General features: G+C 64.3%; 18 protein-coding genes. 5 read left to right on the top strand and 13 right to left on the bottom strand.

Annotation, left to right across the window (positions count from 1 at the left end; translation table 11 throughout):
- Nucleotides 1-44 precede the first annotated feature (44 nt).
- Nucleotides 45-821 carry an AraC family transcriptional regulator gene (locus BM382_RS15480; protein WP_011059750.1) on the top strand — a complete coding sequence of 259 codons (777 nt, stop codon included), beginning with the start codon at nt 45-47 and terminating at the stop codon, nt 819-821.
- 7 nt (nt 822-828) lie between these two features.
- Here the strand turns inward: BM382_RS15480 and BM382_RS15475 are convergent, their stop codons facing one another.
- Nucleotides 829-1602 (bottom strand): GNAT family N-acetyltransferase, encoded by a 774-nt coding sequence (locus tag BM382_RS15475; protein ID WP_072443241.1) that lies wholly within the window; start codon nt 1600-1602, stop codon nt 829-831.
- Nucleotides 1603-1805: 203 nt separating this feature from the next.
- Here BM382_RS15475 and BM382_RS15470 point away from each other — a divergent pair, with 203 nt between their 5' ends.
- A complete protein-coding gene (locus BM382_RS15470) occupies nt 1806-2216 on the top strand; it encodes a low affinity iron permease family protein (protein WP_011059748.1) in 411 nt (136 codons plus the stop codon).
- Between the two features lie 38 nt (nt 2217-2254).
- Here the strand turns inward: BM382_RS15470 and BM382_RS15465 are convergent, their stop codons facing one another.
- The 7 genes from BM382_RS15465 to yiaY all read right to left on the bottom strand — a co-directional run bounded on the left by BM382_RS15465 (nt 2255) and on the right by yiaY (nt 9030).
- Nucleotides 2255-3163, bottom strand: coding sequence for an SDR family oxidoreductase (locus tag BM382_RS15465; protein ID WP_072443239.1), 909 nt, complete (start codon nt 3161-3163; stop codon nt 2255-2257).
- 43 nt (nt 3164-3206) lie between these two features.
- A complete protein-coding gene (locus tag BM382_RS15460) occupies nt 3207-3737 on the bottom strand; it encodes a DUF4142 domain-containing protein (RefSeq protein ID WP_072443237.1) in 531 nt (176 codons plus the stop codon).
- Nucleotides 3738-3896: 159 nt separating this feature from the next.
- Nucleotides 3897-5246 (bottom strand): sensor domain-containing protein, encoded by a 1350-nt coding sequence (locus BM382_RS15455; protein ID WP_011059745.1) that lies wholly within the window; start codon nt 5244-5246, stop codon nt 3897-3899.
- A 104-nt stretch (nt 5247-5350) separates the two neighbouring features.
- Complete coding sequence (locus BM382_RS15450; RefSeq protein WP_011059744.1) at nt 5351-5989, bottom strand: LysE family translocator; 639 nt, start codon at nt 5987-5989, stop codon at nt 5351-5353.
- Between the two features lie 239 nt (nt 5990-6228).
- Entirely contained in the window at nt 6229-6960 is a 732-nt protein-coding gene (locus BM382_RS15445) for a PA3715 family protein (protein ID WP_015634482.1), read from the bottom strand.
- 25 nt (nt 6961-6985) lie between these two features.
- Nucleotides 6986-7723, bottom strand: a complete 738-nt coding sequence (locus BM382_RS15440) for a PA3715 family protein (RefSeq protein ID WP_053149500.1) — start codon at nt 7721-7723, stop codon at nt 6986-6988.
- 158 nt (nt 7724-7881) lie between these two features.
- Nucleotides 7882-9030: an L-threonine dehydrogenase gene (yiaY, locus tag BM382_RS15435; protein ID WP_011059741.1), complete on the bottom strand. Its 1149-nt coding sequence runs from the start codon at nt 9028-9030 to the stop codon at nt 7882-7884.
- 158 nt (nt 9031-9188) lie between these two features.
- Here yiaY and BM382_RS15430 point away from each other — a divergent pair, with 158 nt between their 5' ends.
- Entirely contained in the window at nt 9189-10208 is a 1020-nt protein-coding gene (locus BM382_RS15430) for a DUF4917 family protein (protein WP_041752724.1), read from the top strand.
- Nucleotides 10209-10317: 109 nt separating this feature from the next.
- Here BM382_RS15430 and BM382_RS15425 read toward each other — a convergent pair whose 3' ends face one another.
- Complete coding sequence (locus BM382_RS15425) at nt 10318-10860, bottom strand: helix-turn-helix domain-containing protein (protein WP_011059739.1); 543 nt, start codon at nt 10858-10860, stop codon at nt 10318-10320.
- Nucleotides 10861-11021: 161 nt separating this feature from the next.
- Here BM382_RS15425 and BM382_RS15420 point away from each other — a divergent pair, with 161 nt between their 5' ends.
- Together BM382_RS15420 and BM382_RS15415 are read left to right on the top strand one after the other, a co-directional pair.
- Nucleotides 11022-11804 carry an aldolase gene (locus BM382_RS15420; protein WP_011059738.1) on the top strand — a complete coding sequence of 261 codons (783 nt, stop codon included), beginning with the start codon at nt 11022-11024 and terminating at the stop codon, nt 11802-11804.
- A gap of 31 nt (nt 11805-11835) precedes the next feature.
- A complete protein-coding gene (locus BM382_RS15415; protein WP_072443235.1) occupies nt 11836-12723 on the top strand; it encodes a dihydrodipicolinate synthase family protein in 888 nt (295 codons plus the stop codon).
- Between the two features lie 69 nt (nt 12724-12792).
- Here BM382_RS15415 and BM382_RS15410 read toward each other — a convergent pair whose 3' ends face one another.
- The 4 genes from BM382_RS15410 to BM382_RS15395 all read right to left on the bottom strand — a co-directional run bounded on the left by BM382_RS15410 (nt 12793) and on the right by BM382_RS15395 (nt 15975).
- Entirely contained in the window at nt 12793-13326 is a 534-nt protein-coding gene (locus BM382_RS15410) for a hypothetical protein (RefSeq protein ID WP_072443233.1), read from the bottom strand.
- Entirely contained in the window at nt 13326-13970 is a 645-nt protein-coding gene (locus BM382_RS15405; protein ID WP_011059735.1) for a hypothetical protein, read from the bottom strand. Before BM382_RS15405 ends, BM382_RS15410 begins: the two co-directional genes overlap by 1 nt.
- Before the next feature lie 272 nt (nt 13971-14242).
- Entirely contained in the window at nt 14243-14581 is a 339-nt protein-coding gene (locus tag BM382_RS15400) for a YegP family protein (protein ID WP_011059734.1), read from the bottom strand.
- A gap of 62 nt (nt 14582-14643) precedes the next feature.
- Complete coding sequence (locus BM382_RS15395; RefSeq protein ID WP_019094811.1) at nt 14644-15975, bottom strand: LLM class flavin-dependent oxidoreductase; 1332 nt, start codon at nt 15973-15975, stop codon at nt 14644-14646.
- Between the last annotated feature and the right edge of the window lie 2 nt (nt 15976-15977).

The following is a 15977-nucleotide window of genomic DNA, read 5'->3' as shown; positions in this document are numbered from 1 at the left end:
CGACCCAGATCCATCCCCCAAGCCCCCATAGAGAGAGGCAGACGATGATCGATGGCGCACAGCTGCACCACTTGCCCCGGGCCATCGCCGCCCATGCACCCCGGGACCTCAATGGCCTGCTGGCCAACATGGCGCCGATCACCCCGCTGCTGGACTGCATCCCCAGCGCGGTGTTCTTCATCAAGGACCTGCAGGCCCGCTACCGAGTGGCGAACCTGACCCTGGCCCAGCGCTGCGGTTTCAAGAATGTGCGGCCCCTGCTGGGCAAGACCTCCGCCGAAGTCTTCCCGGCGGTGCTCGGCCCGGTCTACACCGAGCAGGACCAGCGCGTGCTGCGCCAGGGCATCACCATCAAGGGCCAGCTGGAACTGCATCTGTATGGCAGCCGCGAGCCCGGCTGGTGCCTGACCCACAAACTGCCGCTGTACGGGCGTGACGGGCAGATCATCGGCATGGCCGGGATCTCCCTGGACCTGCAGGCCGCCCATGACACCCATCCGGCCTATGAACGCCTGGCAGCGGTGGACCGGCATATCCGCGAGCACTACAGCGAGGCCATCCGCCTGGACGACCTGACCCGCATCGCCAGCCTGTCCACTGCCCAGCTGGAGCGCTACTGCAAGCGCATCTTCCACCTCACGCCACGGCAGATGATCCACAAGGTCCGCCTGGAACACGCTTCGCAGTTGCTGCTCACCGAAGAACCCATCACCGAGGTCGCGCTGCAATGCGGCTACACCGACCACAGTGCCTTCAGCCGCCAGTTCAAGGCCCTGACCGGGCTCAGCCCGCGCCAGTTCCGGCAGAACGCTGCCCGCTAGGGCAGGCTCATTCCTGGCAGAAGGTGCGGTAGTCGAACAGCGCTTCGAAGCCGGCCTTGCGGTAGATCGACAGGCCATCGAGGGAGGCTTCCAGCACGCAGGTCCTGGCGCCCCTGGCCCGGGCGAACGCCAGCACCGCTTGAATCAGCGCCGTGGCATAGCCCTGGCCCTGGCAATCCTGCACGGTGCCGATGTCATCCAGGCGCGCCAGCCCCGGCAGCAGCGAGAGGGTCAGGGCACTCACCGGGCGCTCCTCGACATACAGGGTGAAATGGCTCAGGGCCCGGCCCGCCGACAGCGCCGCCCGATGCCGGGCCAGGTACTGCTCGATCCCCCCCTCGCCGGACTCGAATGCACTCTGCACGGGCTGCGCCCAATCCTCCAGGCGCAGGTCGCTACAGCGCACCTGGGCCTGCGCCGCAAGCGCTTGCCAGGGCTCATGGCGCGTCAGATCGAGCACCATGCAGGTAGTCTTGTCCGCCGCCAGCAGATGCTGCTGGTGCAATTGCCCGCTGACCCGGGGCACCAGCGCCTCGGGCACCACCACACAGAACGGCATGCCCGTGCGCTGCAGGAACGCCACGCCTTCGGCCAACGCCCCCGGCTCGTCGACGGCGCAGACATTCATCATCAACAGGTTCAGGCTGCTGGCTTCGACCCCGGTGCAATAGGCACTCAGGCCACTGCCGAAACGTCGATAGAACTGGGAGATGGAAACGAAGAAATAGTCTTGCGCCTGGTGATACAGGTCGATGACCGAAGCACCGGTACTGGCCGACATAAGCTGCCTCCTTGAGCGTCGTGGCGCCCCATGGGGCACCTGGCCCGGGCCACGTTAAGCCCAGCGCCCCGACAGCTCCAGCACAATCCTGTTTTATTGTGCGAAGGAGTGTTGTGAGGTGTAAGCGGGCACTGGAAAAAAAGCACTTTCGCCAGAGCCCTGCTGTCACAGCTTCAGACAACTCCCCCATAAGGAACACGGCCATGAAGTTCTCGAAGATCTCGCAAGCGCTGTCGATGTGGGCCGGCAGCCCGAAAACCTTTCTCGGCGCGCTGTTGCTGATTCTGATCTGGGGGCTCAGCGGGCCGGTGTTTCACTTCAACGACACCTGGCAGTTGATCATCAATACCTCCACCACCATCATCACCTTCCTCATGGTGTTCCTGATCCAGAACACCCAGAACCGCGACAACGACATTCTGCACTTGAAGATCGACGAGCTGCTGCGGGCCACCAAGGCGGCCCACAACGCCATGCTCAACCTGGACGGGCTGGACCTCAAGCAGTTGGAGCAGATGCGCCGCGAATACCGCGAGATCGGCCAGGGCGGCGATTCCGAGCTGTCCGTCAGCACCTCCAGCCAGCAGGACAAGACCGATCTCAATCAGTGCTGAGATCGGCTCGGCGAAGGCAGGCCCCTGCGCCGATCATCCTAGGGCAGAGGGTTGCCGCCGGTGACCCCGAACACTTCGCCGGTGATGTAGCTCGATTCCTGCGACGCCAATAGCACGTACAGGGGAGCGCATTCGGCCGGCTGTCCCGGACGCTTCATGGGGGTTTGCAGGCCGAACTGCGGGATCTTTTCCCGAGGCTGGCCACCACTGGGTTGCAGTACGGTCCAGATCGGCCCCGGCGCCACGGCGTTGACCCGGATCCCCCGCCCGATCACCTGTTTGGCCAGGGCCTTGGTGAAAGCCACGATCGCTGCCTTGGTGGTGGCGTAATCCAGGAGGCTGGCCGAAGGCTGGTAGGACTGGATCGACGCGGTATTGATCACCGTGGCGCCAGCCGGCATCAGCGGCAAGGCCGCCTGACAGATCCAGAACAAGGCATACACGTTGGTCTTCAAGGTGGCGTCGAACTGAGCGGTGCTGATGTCGGCGATGTCCTCCTGCGCCACCTGCTTGCCGGCCACGTTGACCAGGATGTCCAGCCCACCCAGTTGCTCATGGGCCCGGCGCACCAGGTCGCGGCAGAAACGTTCGTCGCTGATATCGCCGGGAAGCGCAACGGCCTTGCGCCCGGCGGCCTTGATCAGCTCTATCACCTGGCGGGCGTCACGCTCCTCCTCGGGCAGGTAGTTGATGGCAACGTCCGCGCCTTCACGGGCATAGGCAATGGCCGCCGCGCGGCCGATACCCGAATCGCCGCCGGTGATCAGGGCCTTGCGCCCCAGCAACCGGCCAAAACCGTGATAGCTGTGCTCGCCGTGGTCGGGACGGGGAATCATGTCCTGGTCGATGCCCGGCGCCGTTTGCGGCTGGTCGGGAAATTCCGGCTGGGGGTACTGGGTCAGGGGATTCTGCATCGCGTACTGATTGGATACGGGTTGAGTCGACATGGTGCTCTCCAACTAAAGGGCAAGGATGGGGCAACGGCGGGGCTCAACCGTCCAGCCGGTCGGACCGGCGCCCGGCCTGCAGGGCCTTGGCCATCTGCAGGTGGTTTTCCAGCTTGGGCAGGGTCTCTTCGGCAAATGCCTTGAGCTCCGGCACCTCGCTGGTCTGCGCCTGCTGCTGGATCTGCTCGATGGCTTCTTCGGTGGCCTTGACCTGGCGGGCGGCGTAGGCGCGGTCGAAGTCCTCGCCCTCGGCCTCAGGTACGCGGGGCATCAGGCGCTTGGCCTGGTCCATCACCTGGTCCCGGGGGGCGACCGGCAAGTCCAGCTGCTTGGCGATCTTGGCCAGATGCTGGTTGGCGGTGGTGCGGTCGTTGATCACCTGGATGGTGTATTCCTTGACCGCCTTGGATGAGGTCTGCTGGTGGGCCAGGCGGCTGGCTTCGATATCGGCCATGCCCTTGGCCGAGGCGTCGTCGATGAAATCCGCGGGGGACTGGGCCAGGGCGCTGGTGGCGCCAAGGCCCAGGAGCAGTGCCAGTCCGGCACCGCGCATGACTGTGGCCATGGGGTTCATGAGGTGGCTCTCCGCTTGCAAATTGATCTGCCGGAAGCCATGGCTCCCGTCTGCATAGGGAAAGGTGGGGGGCGCAAAGGTTTAGAAAAACCCTCGCTTGCACGACGAACGGTGAACCCCGGCACGGCCGGGCCAGGGCTTCATCCGGTGCTTGCCGGCTCAGGCGTTGGAGCGGCTTTTCTGTGCCCGCTTGACCGCGTACATGGCTTCGTCGGCGTGCTTGAACAGCTGTTTTTCCTCCAGGCCATGCTCGGGATACAGGCCGATGCCGATGCTCGGCAGGATGTTCAACGAGTGGCCGTCCAGGCGCAGCGGCTCGCCCAGCGTCCGCCGGATCTTCTCCGCTACCCGCTGGGCGTCCTCGCTGTGCTGCACGCTCTCCAGCAGGATCACGAACTCGTCGCCGCCGATCCGCGCCACGGTGTCGGTTTCCCGCACGCAGCCCTTGAGCCGGTTGGCCACCGCTTGCAGCAGCATGTCCCCCACCGCGTGCCCGCAGGTGTCGTTGACCTCCTTGAACTTGTCCAGGTCGACATACAGCAGGGCCATGCGCCCCGACTCGCGCCGGGCCCGGGCCAGGGCCGAACGCAGGCGCTCGCGCAGCAGTTCGCGGTTGGGCAGGTGAGTCAATTGATCGTATTCGGCCATGTAGTGCAGGCGTGCATGCAGCTGCTTGCGTTCGATGGCCGCGGCCAGCTGCGCGCTGACGTACTGCAAGAGTTCCTGGTCCTGTTCGCTGTAGCTTTCGGTGCCCGGGGCGCTCTTGACCATCAGCACGCCGATGGTGCCCTTTTGCGAATTCAGCGGTACGCCCAGCCAGCAGCGCGAACCCTGGATAGCCGCGAACTCGCTCCAGAGCACCCGGTTCACCGGGCACTCCGGCGCCAGCAGCAAGGGCTGGCCGCATTGCAGCACCTCGACGCAGAAGCGTTCGATCAAGGTGCCCGGCAGTTCCGGGCTGCCCTCGCAGTCATCGACGTGATAGGGAAAACTCAGGCTGGCGCTGCGCTCGTCGTAGAGCGCCAGGGAACAGTTCAGCGCCGGCAGCCATTCGCCGATGATCCGATGCACATGCCGGAACAGCACCAGCAGGTCTTCGGTGGCATGGGCCGCCTCGGAAATCGCGTACAGCGCCGCCTGCCGGGATTCCGCCTGCTTGCGCTCGGTGATGTCGCGGGCCACGGCGATGCGCAACTGGTCCACTTCCGACCAGCGCGCCGACCAGAGAATATGCGCCACCCGCCCGTCCTTGCGCACGTAGCGGTTCTCGAAATTCGGCTTGGGCACCCCGCCCATGATTTCCCGGGCGGCCTGCAAGGTACGTTCACGATCGGCCGGGTGCACCAGCTCGATCATCGGGCGGCCGATCAGCTCGTCGGCGGTGTAGCCGAAGACCCGCTCACAGGCGGCGCTAACGAACACGAAGCGACCCTCGACATCCACGGCGCACACGGCGTCCAGGAGCAGGTCGATGAAACTGGCCAGAGGCGCGGAGTTCTTGGTTGCCATCAGAGAAAGCTACTACCCATGAAAAATGCACTGAGTACCCATCCCTTGAGCCCGGTCGCAGGCCGAAGCCTGCAACTGCACACCGTCGCAACCCGCGCGGCGCGTCACGCCTTGTTGCCGACCAACCCTGGCACTGCGTGCAGCAGGGCATTGATCGCGAAACCGATGAACATCACCCCGCAGACCCGGGTGATCGCCAGCTCGTGGCGCTGGTACCAATTGCGTACCTTACGCGCGCCGACGATGCCGATGAGGATAGCGTATGCGCCAAGGCCGCCAAGGAAACTCAGGGCAATCAGCCCCGGCAGCATCGACCAGGTCAACAGCTCCGCGCGGCTGGAGAGCAGCGCGGTGAAGGTTGCCACCGCCACCGGATAAGCCTTGGGATTGGTCAGGCCGAACAGGATCCCGTGCCAGAACGGGTTGCGCGCCGGGCCCTGGGGTTCGTCGCCATCGCGCGGTTTACTGCGGATGGCCCGCAGGCCGAGCCAGAACAGGTACAGGCCGCTGAGCACGCCGAGGATATTGAACGCATCGCTGCCGATCTCCCGGGCCCCGACAATGGCGATCAGCGCCGTGCTGCACCAGACCACGTCGCCCAGCATGTGCCCGCAAAGAAACCCGGCCCCCGCCTGCCGCCCGCGGGCCGCGCCGATGCCGAACACCGCCAGCACTCCGGGCCCGGGGGTGATCGCATAGATGAAACCCGAGGCGATAACGGCCAGCAACAGCGATGAGGTCATCAGCAAGACTCCAGGACGATGCGCCTGACAAAAACGCCAGGCACAGGGGGAATGTGGCGGATTCTGCACGATCAAGGCACCTTGCCACCAGCCGCTTTCGTCAGCTGCCCCTGTGGAACGGTCTCTCAACCGGCGGAGTAAAAGCGCATTCCCGGGTAAGGATGATCGCGCCAGGCCAGCAATCGCGAGGCCAGATCGCTGACGGCCAGGCTCAGGTGGTTGAGCCCCTTGAGCATGGTTCACGCTCCCGTCAAGGTTTTCGGCAAGGGATAGCGCTGGCCGTCGTAGTGCAAGGTGACACGGCTGTCCCTGGGCGCCAGGTCGCGGCTCTCGCAACCGGCCGGCCCCTTGAAATGCTCGGTGTCGACGATTCGCGTACGCACCAGCAGGTCGGCATGGCCGTTGCGCTGGCCGTTGCCCAGTTCCAGGGTCCGGTGCAGGGTCCGGCTGCGCCCGACACACTCACCGCCCCGGCCGAGCTCAGCGCGGCGCTCATCCACCACCAGCCCTTCGAGCCTAGGCGGAAGGCCCTTGCCATCACGCACGAACAGGGTCAGCACGGTTTTCTCATGGGGGTGGGTGCTTGAGGCGCGGCGGTAGGTGGCCCGCAGGCCAAAGGCCCGCTCCTCCTCGCTCAACTGGTAACGCCCGGTATCGATCTGCAACCCCTGCAAGGCCAAGCCATCGGAACGCCGGGCCAGGTCCTTGTTGTAGCTGGCCACGGCCCAGCCGCTGTCGTCGAGCAGCAGCGCCACATCCAGGTTGTAGCGAGGTACCTTGGCATTTTCGGCCCCTTGCACCGGCGTTGCTCGAACCCCGATGTTGATGCCGTCTTCCGCCGGCCAGGGTTTGCAGACGTGGAGTTCTCCCGGGGAATTGGGGCTGTTGTCGCACTCGGCCAGCGCCATCGTCGCCACACCCAGCAACGCGCACAGCACCAGCCCGCGGGTCGATTGTTCAAGCAGGTTCATCAAGCTTCCTTATCGCTCGCCGGTATCAGATGCCACTGAAGCCATTGGGCAGGACGTAGCGTTGGCCATCGTAGTGCAGGGTGCTGACCACCGGTTTGGCGGCCACGGAGGTGGACTGGCATTCTTCCCCGACTTTTTTGCTCTGGGTACTGACGCTGACCGAACGCACGATCAGGTCGGCGTAACCGTGGCTGCGGGTCTTGGCGATATCCAGGGTGCGCGTGGTTTTAGTGCCCTCGCCGGCGCACTGGCCATCCCATTCGCCGTTGTAGGAATGGGCCACGAACTTCTCCAGCACCGGGCGCAGGGTACTGCCCTCGCGCACGTAGAGGCTGAGCCAGGTCTGATTGAACGGGTTGACCCGGGAGGAACCCTCGAACGCGGCCCGGACCCCGAACGCTCGAACCTGAGGCGTCAGTTGGAAGCGCCCGGTATCGAGCTTCACGCTCTCCAGGCGAAAGGCGTCGGAGACAAAGGCGGCAGGCTGCTCATAGCTGGCCAGGGCCTGTCCGCTGCTGCGGTCCAGCACTGCCAGTTGCAGGTTGTAGGTGCCGTCATCGGTGCCGGTGTCGCTGGGGTCCGGAACCTGCTCGGACAGCAGGCTGATGCTCTGGTCGGCAAAGGCCGGCCAGTCCTTGCACAGGGAAAAGCCCGGGACTTCGGCATTGCGTGGCGGCGGCAGGCACTGGGCGGCGGCGGATGTGGCACCGGCCAGCAGGGCCAGGCTGCCCAGAAGCGGGGCCAGGGAAGAGCAACGGATCATTCACGACTCCTTGTGACAGGCGGATAGAGCGCCATTTCAGGTCGCACTATCCTCCGCGGCGCGGGCGCTTTCAACGCCGGGAGCAGTTGCTCGGGAGTCTGTGGTGCCGGGCGTGCGGATGAACCCTTCGCTGGCTTGCCAGCGAAGGGTCCCGTCCCTCAGAACGCGTTGCGGAAAATCTCCTCGATCTGCCGCTGATCCGCCGGACGCGGGTTGGTCAGGCCGCAGGCATCCTTGAGGGCATTGGCCGCCAATAGCGGAATGTCCTGCAACTTGGCGCCCAACTCGCGCAAACCGGCGGGAATCTCCACATCACGGGCCAGGGTGCGGATCGCCGCGATGGCCGCCTGGGCGCCCTCTTCCGGGCTGAAACCGCGAATGTCCGCTCCCAGCGCGTGGGCCACATCGGTCAGGCGCTGGGCGCATACCGTGGCGTTGAAGCTCTGCACATGGGGCAACAGCACCGCGTTGCACACGCCATGGGGCAGGTCGTAGAAGCCGCCCAGCTGGTGGGCCATGGCGTGCACGAAACCCAGGGACGCATTGTTGAATGCCATGCCGGCGAGGAACTGCGCATAGGCCATGTTCTCCCGTGCCAGCAGATCGTTGCCGTCGTGCACCGCCTGGCGCAGGTTGGCGCTGATCATTTCCACGGCCTTCAGGGCGCAGGCGTCGGTGATGGGGTTGGCGGCGGTGGACACATAGGCTTCCACCGCGTGGGTCAGGGCATCCATGCCGGTGGCGGCGGTCAGGCCCTTGGGCATCGCCACCATCAGTGCCGGATCGTTCACCGACAGCAACGGCGTGACGTTGCGGTCGACGATGGCCATTTTCACGTGGCGCGATTCGTCGGTGATGATGCAGAAACGGGTCATTTCGCTGGCAGTGCCGGCGGTGGTGTTGATGGCGATCAAGGGCAGTTGCGGCTTGGCCGACTGGTCGACGCCTTCGTAATCGCGGATCTGCCCGCCATTGGTGGCACACAGGGCAATGCCCTTGGCGCAGTCATGGGGCGATCCGCCGCCCAGGGAGATGACGAAATCGCACTGTGCCTGCTGCAATTGCGCCAGGCCCTGCTCGACGTTGGCAATGCTGGGGTTGGGCTTGGCACCGTCGAAGATCACCGAATCGATGTCCTGCATGGCCAGCTTCTCGGCCACCATGCTGGCCACGCCAGCCTTGGCCAGGCCCGTGTCAGTGACGATCAGCGCCTTGCGAAATCCATAGTTGCGGATGGCGCTCATGGCCTCGTCGAGACAGCCGATGCCCATGATGTTCACGGCTGGAATGAAAAAGGTGCTGCTCATCAGAAGGTCTCCCGGCGAATGCCGATTTCACGGTGTCGATGCAATGTTTGCCAAACAGGATCGACCGATCGGTCACCGGCGTTGTTGATCTGGCTCAAGGGTCGGTCGTGATAAAGTCGCCAGCCGAAATACCTCCAGCCTTGAGACCGATGACCGCGATGATGGATTTCCAGGAATTTGATGCCGAACTTGAAGACTGGAACGCCCTGGGTGCCAGCACACCGTTCAGTGGCCTGCTGATCGGCAACGGCGCCAGCCGTGCCGTGTGGGAAGACTTTGCCTACGACTCACTGTTCGAAAACGCTCGCACAGTGGAAGAAAAACCCCTCAGCCAGTCCGAGCTCAGCGTATTCGAGGCCCTGCAGACCCGCAGTTTCGAGCAGGTACTGGGCGCCCTGAAAACCACCAGCCGAGTCAACAAGGCCCTGGCAGTCAGCTCGGCGGCGCCGCGCAATCGCTACTACGCCATCAAGGAAGCGCTGATCAACACCGTGCACGCGGTGCACATTCCCTGGCGCCTGGTCCAGGAGCAGAGCCTGGCGGCGATCAACCAGGAACTGCGGCGCTATCCCACGGTGTTCACCAGCAACTATGACCTGCTCAACTACTGGGCCGTGCAACAGGACAGCCAAGGCATCGACGACCTGTTCCACGGTGCCGATCCGGCCTTCGAACTGGGCAGCGCCCCTAGCGCCCCGACCCGCATTCTCTACCTGCATGGCGGCCTGCACCTGGTGCGCAACCTGGACGGCAGCGCGCGCAAGCTGACCTCCACCGAAGGCACCCTGCTGGGCAGCTTCGCCATCAACAACACCCTCAAGACCCTGGACGACGTGCCGCTGTTCGTCAGCGAGGGGCCGCTGGCGGACAAGCTCAAGACCATCCGCAGCTCGGATTACCTGTCGTTCTGCTACCAGCAGTTGCTGGATCACAGCGGCGCGCTGTGCATCTTCGGCCACAACCTGGGGCCCCAGGACAGCCACCTGGTCCAGGCGATCCGCCAGTCGGCGACCCAGACCCTGGCGATCTCCATCTACCCGCGCAGCGCGGCGTTCATCCAGCACCAGAAACGCCACTACGCCAAGCTGTTCGAAGGCCTGGACCTGAGTCTGCGTTTCTTCGACTCCAAGACCCACGCCCTGGGCAACCCGGCCCTGTCGGTGCCCGTGGAGCGCTGAGCACTCCCGCCCTGTAGGAGCTGGCTTGCCAGCGAAGACGTCCGCCAGGGCGATGCATGTCTTGGTGCTCATTCGCCAACCAGCCGGCGCCTGGCGGCGCTGAACGCCTTCAGTCCTCGCTGCTGTGCACCACCACCAGCAACTGCGCCTGCTCGTCCCCCACGGAACGGATGCGGTGGGGTTTCTGCGCATTGAAGTGCAGTGCATCGCCACGGTTGAGAATCACCCGCTCGTTCATGAAATCCACTTCCACCTGGCCTTCGTGGACGAACAGGAACTCCTCCCCCAGGTGTTCCTTGAAGGTCTTGTCACTGAATTCCCGGGCCGGGTAGATGATGAACGGCAGCAGGTTGCGCTCGCTGACCTGATGGGCCAGCACCGCATATCCCGGCGTCTGCCCGTTGGCTGCCAATGACTGGCGCTGGTCGCTGCGCACCAGGCTGTAGCTGTCGAGGCTGATGCTGTCCTCGGCGAACAGTTCCTCGACCTTGACGTTCAGCGCCTTGGCCAGCTTCAACGCGGCAGCGATCGACGGCGTGTTCAGCCCGCGCTCGACTTTCGACAGATAGCTCTTGGTCATCCCGGATTTCTCGGCCAGGGCTTCCAGGGTCACGCCCAGTTTTTTTCTCAGTAATTTCAAACGGATAGACATGTAGAGCGGTTAATCCATCTAGAAAACAACGATTGGCGCTTGCCAATGACACAAAGTGTCATATAGCCTCTTAAGTGTCATCGCGATTCACCAAGCGCCGTCGCAAGCAGCAGGTGAAGCGCAGATCCGACGTCCATTGCACTTCTCAAAGGACCTTCGACATGGCCAAGACATTAGCATTGCCCAAAGACCAACTGGTCAAGCAAGCCCTGACCCAGATGCAAAATACCCTGGCGGATAATACGTGGACCGACCGACAAAAGCTGGCCCTGACCTGCCGCATTCTGTTCGAGAACGGCCACGACTCGGGCCTCGCCGGGCAGATCACCGCCCGCGGCCCGCAACCCGGCACCTACTACACCCAGCAACTGGGCCTGGGCTTCGATGAAATCAGCGCCAGCAACCTGCTGCTGGTCAACGAAGACCTGGAGGTCCTCGAAGGCCACGGCATGCCCAACCCGGCCAACCGCTTCCACAGCTGGGTGTACCGCGCCCGGCCGGACGTGAACTGCATCATCCACACCCACCCGACCCACGTCGCCGCGCTGTCGATGATCGAAGTGCCGCTTGCGGTGTCGCACATGGACCTCTGCCCACTGTACGAGGACTGCGCCTTTCTCGAAGCCTGGCCAGGGGTGCCGGTGGGCAACGAAGAAGGCGAAATCATCTCCGCCGCCCTGGGCGACAAGCGCGCGATCCTGCTTTCCCACCACGGCCAGCTGTCCACCGGCGCGAGCATCGAGGAAGCCTGCGTGATCGCTCAACTGATCGAGCGTGCGGCCAAGCTGCAACTGCTGGCCATGGCCGCCGGCACCATCAAGCCGATCCTCCCGGAGCTGGGCCGCGAAGCCCACGACTGGATTTCCAAGCCCAAGCGCCACAGCGCCGCCTTCAACTACTACGCTCGGCAAAACCTGAAAAAACACGCCGACTGCCTGAACTGATCCACCCCTTATGCCTTGCAGGAGTTGCACCATGCCTACTACCCAGATCCACGGCATCATCGGCTACACCGTCACCCCCTTCGGCCCCAACGGCGAAGGCCTGGACCTGGACGCCCTCGGGCGTTCCATCGACCGCATGATCGACGCGGGCGTCCACGCCATCGCCCCCCTGGGCAGCACCGGCGAAGGCGCCTACCTGAGCGACGCCGAATGGGACCAGGTCAGCGAGTTCAGCATCCGCCACGTGGCCAAGCGCGTGCCGACCATCGTCAGCGTCTCCGACCTGACCACCGCCAAGGCCATCCGCCGCGCGCGTTTTGCCGAAGCCAAGGGCGCCGACGTGGTGATGGTGCTGCCCGCCTCCTACTGGAAGCTCAGCGAAGCCGAGATCCTCGTTCACTACCAGGCCATCGGCGCCAGCATCGGCGTGCCGATCATGCTCTACAACAACCCGGCCACCAGCGGCACCGACATGTCGGTGGAACTGATCCTGAAGATCTTCCACGCCGTGGAAAACGTCACCCTGGTCAAGGAAAGCACCGGCGACATCCAGCGCATGCACAAGCTGCAACTGCTGGGCGAAGGCCAGGTACCGTTCTACAACGGCTGCAACCCGCTGGCCCTGGAAGCTTTCGCTGCCGGTGCCAGTGGCTGGTGCACAGCGGCGGCGAACCTGATCCCGCAGCTCAATCTCGACCTCTATCAGGCCGTGCTGAGCAACGACCTGGCCCGCGCCCGGGCGCTGTTCTACCGCCAGTTGCCGCTGCTGGACTTCATCCTCAAGGGCGGTTTGCCGGCCACGGTCAAGGCCGGGCTGGAACTCGCCGGGCTGCCCACCGGCGAGCCGCGCAAGCCGGTATTCGCGCTGAACGAGGGCGGTCGCCAACAGTTGCAGACGCTGCTGCAGAGCCTGGGTTGATTTCCTGAAAAAAAAGCCCGGACAGCTGACACCGTCCGGGCTTTGGCATGGGCCGCGTCCAAGCGTGGCTCAGTGACTGTCCAGCGCCACCGGGGCCTGGGCCTTGAACTGCGGGTCCTGCAGCATCTGCGCAATGAAGTCGTCGGTGATGCGCCGCACATGCTGGTATTGGCCGCCATCAGTGTTGGCCCAACCACGCCAGGAGCGGGTCTGGTTGCTGACCCGATACTTGGCCACCTCCTGGTCACCGCGGCTGACATGGAACATCACCTGGCTGTCCCAAGTGGTCCGGCCCGGCACGATAAACAAGGTCATGGCACTGAGCAGCCCCATGGGAATGTTCTGCCAGCCAAAGTAATCACTGTTGGCCATCACGATCACGTTGTAGCCATCGGCACTGAACCCCGGCTGCACCTGCTCGAAGGTGCCGCGACGACGCAGTTCGTCACGGATCAGGCCGGCAGGGATGGCCCCCATCACACTGACGCTGATCGCCGGTAGCCGCTGCTGATAATCCACCTCGGCCCGCTTGAGACTGTGGCTGGTCTGGCAACCGCCAAGCCCCAGCATCAGCACCATCAAAAACCACAATTGATTACGCATTACAGATCCCCCGACAGCATGGCCTTGAGCATCGACGACTTGGGCCCCTGCTCCCTGACGATCAACGACGTGACCTCCTCCATCTTCTCCAGATCGACCCGTTGCAGGTTCGGCACCTGCGGGTATTTGGCGCGCACCAGGGCGGCGTCGCGCTCCAGGTGGTCGCTGTGCAGAAACACGCACTTGGCCCCCGACGCCGACAGGCAGCCGGCGCGAAAATCACCCAGGTAATAAGCCTTGCCGGCTTCCAGTTCCAAGGGGATGGAGAAATCTTCGCGGCTCCAGGCGGTGGCATTGCCGCGGTCGAAGTGCAGGTTGTAGATCTCGTAGCGCCCGGGTTTGAGCGGCATCACGAACAGGCTGCCGATGCCGTGCCAGGTCTCGCGCACATCCCGTGGCGTGCGGCCGTAGATCTGGTTGTACAAGCGCGCCGAGGCGAACCCGTCACCGCCGCGCGGGCGAATCAGCAGCATTTGTTCGTTGGCGGTGTGCACCGCCTTCGGCCAGATGCCGACCACCCCCACCACATAGGCCACCCCCGACTGCGAGTCGGGGCGCATGCTCTCGGCAACTTTCGTGGAAGACAGGCTGTAGCAACCGCTCAACGCCAGCAGCGCGGCGAGTAATACGAGAGGGCGAATCATGAGGTCGCAGATCCCTTGGACAATGATTGATAACGTCAACCAGAGTGCCAGGCCTGCCGAGCGCCCGGTGACGGGCGCGGAGGATAAGGCAAATGATGGCATTGCGCCATAACTCCGTCGCCAATCGGCTGGCGGCCTGCCAGATCACAATACGCTGCCCTCGCCCGGCCTCCAGGCAAATGCCAGGTGCTCGTGAAAACCCGCTGGCAGCACAAAGCCCGAACGCTGCATGGGTTCGGGCCTGGTGCTGTCGAGGGTGTGTGGAGCCGGGCCTAAACGGACGTCAGGTCCTTGATGTTGTGGCTGGGGCCGTTGGCCTTGACGCTGGCGATGCCCTTTTCCCGGGCCGCTTCCGAGGAATAGGTTTCACTGTTGCCGATGATCTGGTGGTTGGCCGCCTTGAGGTTGAAATAGGGTTTGCCATCCTTGGCGCTCTTGCGCTCGTAGCGCTCTTCCAGGGGACTGTTGGCCTGCACCGAGGCGATGCCGTTCTCGGCTGCGGCGCGGGTGGTGTACTGCTCGCTGCTGAGAATGACCTCGGCATTGGCCGCCTTGAGCACGAAGCGAAACTGGCCGTTGCTGCTTTTCTTCAACTCATACCATCCGGACATGCTGTAGCTCCTGGGTTGATCGATGGGCGTTGCGCCTTGAGAGTAAAGACTCTTTCAGCCATTCAGCCATTGCCCCGGTGGCTGAAGAAACGGTTTTCCACCCGCGCCAGCCCCAGGTGTTCACGCAGGCTGTGGCCGGTGTAGCGCTGGCGAAACAGACCCCGGCGCTGCAGCTCGGGGGTGATCAGTTGCACGAAATCGTCGATGGCCCCCGGCAGATGGGTGAACAGCACATTGAAGCCGTCGGCGGCGTATTCCTGGTACCAGGTAGCCAGCTCATCGACGATCTGCCCCGGCGTGCCCACCAGTACCTTGTGCCCGCTGGCCGACAGGCTGCGCAGCAGTTGCGCCAGGCTCGGCCGCTCCCGGCGGATCAGTTCCTGCACCAGGTGCCGGCGGCTTTTATGCCGCTCGGTGGGGGCGGCGTCGTCCAGCAACGGCACCTGCGCATGCAGGGGCAGATGCGACAGGTCGATACCCAGGTCCAGCAGGTAGGACAGGGCCTTGAGTTGTGCCTGGGGGTCCTGCAGTTCCTGCAATTGCTGGTACTTCTCCTCGGCTTCGTTGAGGGTGCGGCCCACCGTGGGGGCGATGCCGGGGAAGATTTTCAACTGCCCGGCATGACGCCCGTAAGCGGGAAGCCGTTCCTTGAGTTCGCGATAGAAAGCCTTGGCCTGCTGCAGGTCGGTCTGGGCGGTGAACACCAGCTCGGCGCAGCGCGCCGCCAGCTCACAGCCCGGCCCGGACGACCCGGCCTGGGCGATCACCGGCCAGCCCTGCAATGGCCGCGGTGCATTCAACGGCCCCTGTACCTGGAAGTGCCGCCCCCGGTGCTGCAACAGGTGCATGCGCTCCGGGCGCAGCCACTGGCCGCTGGCCTTGTCCCGGGGAAAGGCGTCGTCGGCCCAGCTGTCCCACAGCCCGCTGGCCACACTGAAGAACTCCTCGGCCCGGGCGTACCGCTCGGCGTGGCTCAGGGGTTCGGGGTGGTTGAAGTTCTCGCCGCCGACCAGCCCGGTTACCAGGTTCCAGCCAGCCCGGCCCTCACTCAGGTGGTCCAGGGAGGCGAACTTGCGCGCCAGGTTGTAGGGCTCGTTGTAGGAGGTGCTGGCGGTGGCGATCAGGCCGATATGCCGGGTCACCACCGCCAGGGCCGGCAGCAGGGTCAGCGGGTCCCAGCGCAGGCTGTAGGAACTGCGGGCCAGTACTCGCGGGTCCAGGTCCCCCACCGCCACGTTGTCGTTGAGAAACAGGGCGTCGAAACAGCCCCGCTCCAGGGTTTGCGCGTAGTGCCGGTAGCGCTGGAAATTCAACGAGGCGTCGGCATCCGCCTGGGGATGGCGCCAACTGCCACCATGGGCGCCGGAGCCGGAGAGAAAGGCCCCCAGCCCCATCT

Source organism: Pseudomonas sp. NFPP25 (assembly GCF_900116505.1).
GTDB classification, from domain to species: Bacteria; Pseudomonadota; Gammaproteobacteria; order Pseudomonadales; family Pseudomonadaceae; genus Aquipseudomonas; species Aquipseudomonas protegens.
The sequence above is the reverse complement of the archived record's forward strand: the minus strand, read 5'-3'. Positions and strand labels throughout refer to the sequence as shown.